The following is a 2,820-nucleotide window of genomic DNA, read 5'->3' on the forward strand; positions in this document are numbered from 1 at the left end:
TTCTTAACTTCTAACAAACAAAACCACTTTGGCGTTGTATGGTTAAGCCTCACGGGTAATTAGTACGAGTTAGCTCAATGGCTCACACCACTTCCACATCTCGCCTATCAACGTTGTAGTCTTCAACGGCCCTTCAGTTAACTTAAAGTTAAAGTGAGAACTCATCTCGAGGCTCGCTTCCCGCTTAGATGCTTTCAGCGGTTATCGATTCCGAACGTAGCTACCGGGCAATGCCATTGGCATGACAACCCGAACACCAGCGGTTCGTCCACTCCGGTCCTCTCGTACTAGGAGCAGCCCCTCTCAATTCTCAAACGCCCACGGCAGATAGGGACCGAACTGTCTCACGACGTTCTAAACCCAGCTCGCGTACCACTTTAAATGGCGAACAGCCATACCCTTGGGACCGACTTCAGCCCCAGGATGTGATGAGCCGACATCGAGGTGCCAAACACCGCCGTCGATATGAACTCTTGGGCGGTATCAGCCTGTTATCCCCGGAGTACCTTTTATCCGTTGAGCGATGGCCCTTCCATTCAGAACCACCGGATCACTATGACCTACTTTCGTACCTGCTCGACGTGTCTGTCTCGCAGTTAAGCTGGCTTCTACCATTACACTAACCGTACGATGTCCGACCGTACTTAGCCAACCTTCGTGCTCCTCCGTTACTCTTTGGGAGGAGACCGCCCCAGTCAAACTACCCACCAGGCACTGTCCTCAATCCCGATCAGGGACCTAAGTTAGAACATCAACACTACAAGGGTGGTATTTCAAGGACGGCTCCACACAATCTAGCGACTGCGCTTCAAAGCCTCCCACCTATCCTACACATGTAGGGTCAATGTTCAGTGCCAAGCTGTAGTAAAGGTTCACGGGGTCTTTCCGTCTAGCCGCGGGTACACAGCATCTTCACTGCGATTTCAATTTCACTGAGTCTCGGGTGGAGACAGCGTGGCCATGGTTACACCATTCGTGCAGGTCGGAACTTACCCGACAAGGAATTTCGCTACCTTAGGACCGTTATAGTTACGGCCGCCGTTTACCGGGGCTTCGATCAAGAGCTTCGCCTAAGCTAACCCCATCAATTAACCTTCCGGCACCGGGCAGGTGTCACACCGTATACGTCATCTTACGATTTTGCACAGTGCTGTGTTTTTAATAAACAGTCCCAGCCACCTGGTCACTGCGGCTCTCGCCTGCTTACGACGCGAAGTCTTCACAAGTAAGAGCGTACCTTCTCCCGAAGTTACGGTACAATTTTGCCTAGTTCCTTCACCCGAGTTCTCTCAAGCGCCTTAGTATTCTCTACCTGACCACCTGTGTCGGTTTAGGGTACGATTCGATATAAACTGAAGCTTAGAGGCTTTTCCTGGAAGTAGGGCATCAACAACTTCACCACCGTAGTGGCTCGTCTCGACTCTCAGCCTTAGCGACCCGGATTTTCCTAAGTCACCAGCCTACAGCCTTTCACATGGACAACCAACGCCATGCTTGCCTAGCCTGCTCCGTCCCCCCATCGCATTTATACCAAGTACGGGAATATTAACCCGTTTCCCATCGACTACGCTCTTCAGCCTCGCCTTAGGGGTCGACTCACCCTACCCTGATTAACATGGGATAGGAACCCTTGGTCTTCCGGCGTGCGGGTTTTTCACCCGCATTATCGTTACTCATGTCAGCATTCGCACTTCTGATATGTCCAGCATGCCTCCCGGCACACCTTCAGCCACTTACAGAACGCTCCCCTACCCCGCGAACTAAGTTCGCAGCCGTAGCTTCGGTGGTATGTTTAGCCCCGTTACATCTTCCGCGCAGGCCGACTCGACTAGTGAGCTATTACGCTTTCTTTAAAGGATGGCTGCTTCTAAGCCAACCTCCTAGCTGTTTTAGCCTTCCCACATCGTTTCCCACTTAACATACACTTTGGGACCTTAGCTGACGGTCTGGGTTGTTTCCCTCTCCACGATGGACGTTAGCACCCACCGTGTGTCTCCCGGATAGTACTTTACGGTATTCGGAGTTTGCAAAGGGTTGGTAAGTCGGGATGACCCCCTAGCCTTAACAGTGCTCTACCCCCGTAAGTATTCGTCCGAGGCTCTACCTAAATAGATTTCGGGGAGAACCAGCTATCTCCCGGTTTGATTAGCCTTTCACTCCTAGCCACAGGTCATCCCCTAACTTTTCAACGTTAGTGGGTTCGGTCCTCCAGTCAGTGTTACCTGACCTTCAACCTGCCCATGGCTAGATCACCGGGTTTCGGGTCTATACCCTGCAACTTAAGCGCCCAGTTAAGACTCGCTTTCGCTACGGCTCCCCTAAATGGTTAACCTTGCTACAGAATATAAGTCGCTGACCCATTATACAAAAGGTACGCAGTCACCCTCGAAGGGCTCCTACTGCTTGTACGTACACGGTTTCAGGTTCTATTTCACTCCCCTCACAGGGGTTCTTTTCGCCTTTCCCTCACGGTACTGGTTCACTATCGGTCAGTTGGGAGTATTTAGCCTTGGAGGATGGTCCCCCCATATTCAGTCAAAGTTTCACGTGCTCCGACCTACTCGATTTCACTTTAAATAAGTTGTCGTGTACGGGACTGTCACCCTGTATCGTCATACTTTCCAGAATGTTCCACTAACTACATTAAAGCTTAAGGGCTAATCCGATTTCGCTCGCCGCTACTTTCGGAATCTCGGTTGATTTCTTTTCCTACGGGTACTTAGATGTTTCAGTTCTCCGCGTTCGCTTCATACAGCTATGTATTCACTGCATGATGACCCAAAGGGCCGGGTTTCCCCATTCGGAAATCCTAGTCTCAAG

The 2,820-nt window shown here is 51.0% G+C and carries 1 rRNA gene; it reads right to left on the minus strand.

Going from position 1 to position 2,820, the window contains the following annotated elements:
• Positions 1–38: 38 nt before the first annotated feature.
• A 23S ribosomal RNA gene (locus IY568_RS24235) occupies positions 39–2,820 on the minus strand; the annotation flags it as partial.

The sequence above is a fragment of the Pseudoalteromonas sp. PPB1 genome (assembly GCF_015356275.1).
In the GTDB taxonomy this organism is placed as follows: domain Bacteria; phylum Pseudomonadota; class Gammaproteobacteria; order Enterobacterales; family Alteromonadaceae; genus Pseudoalteromonas; species Pseudoalteromonas rubra_D.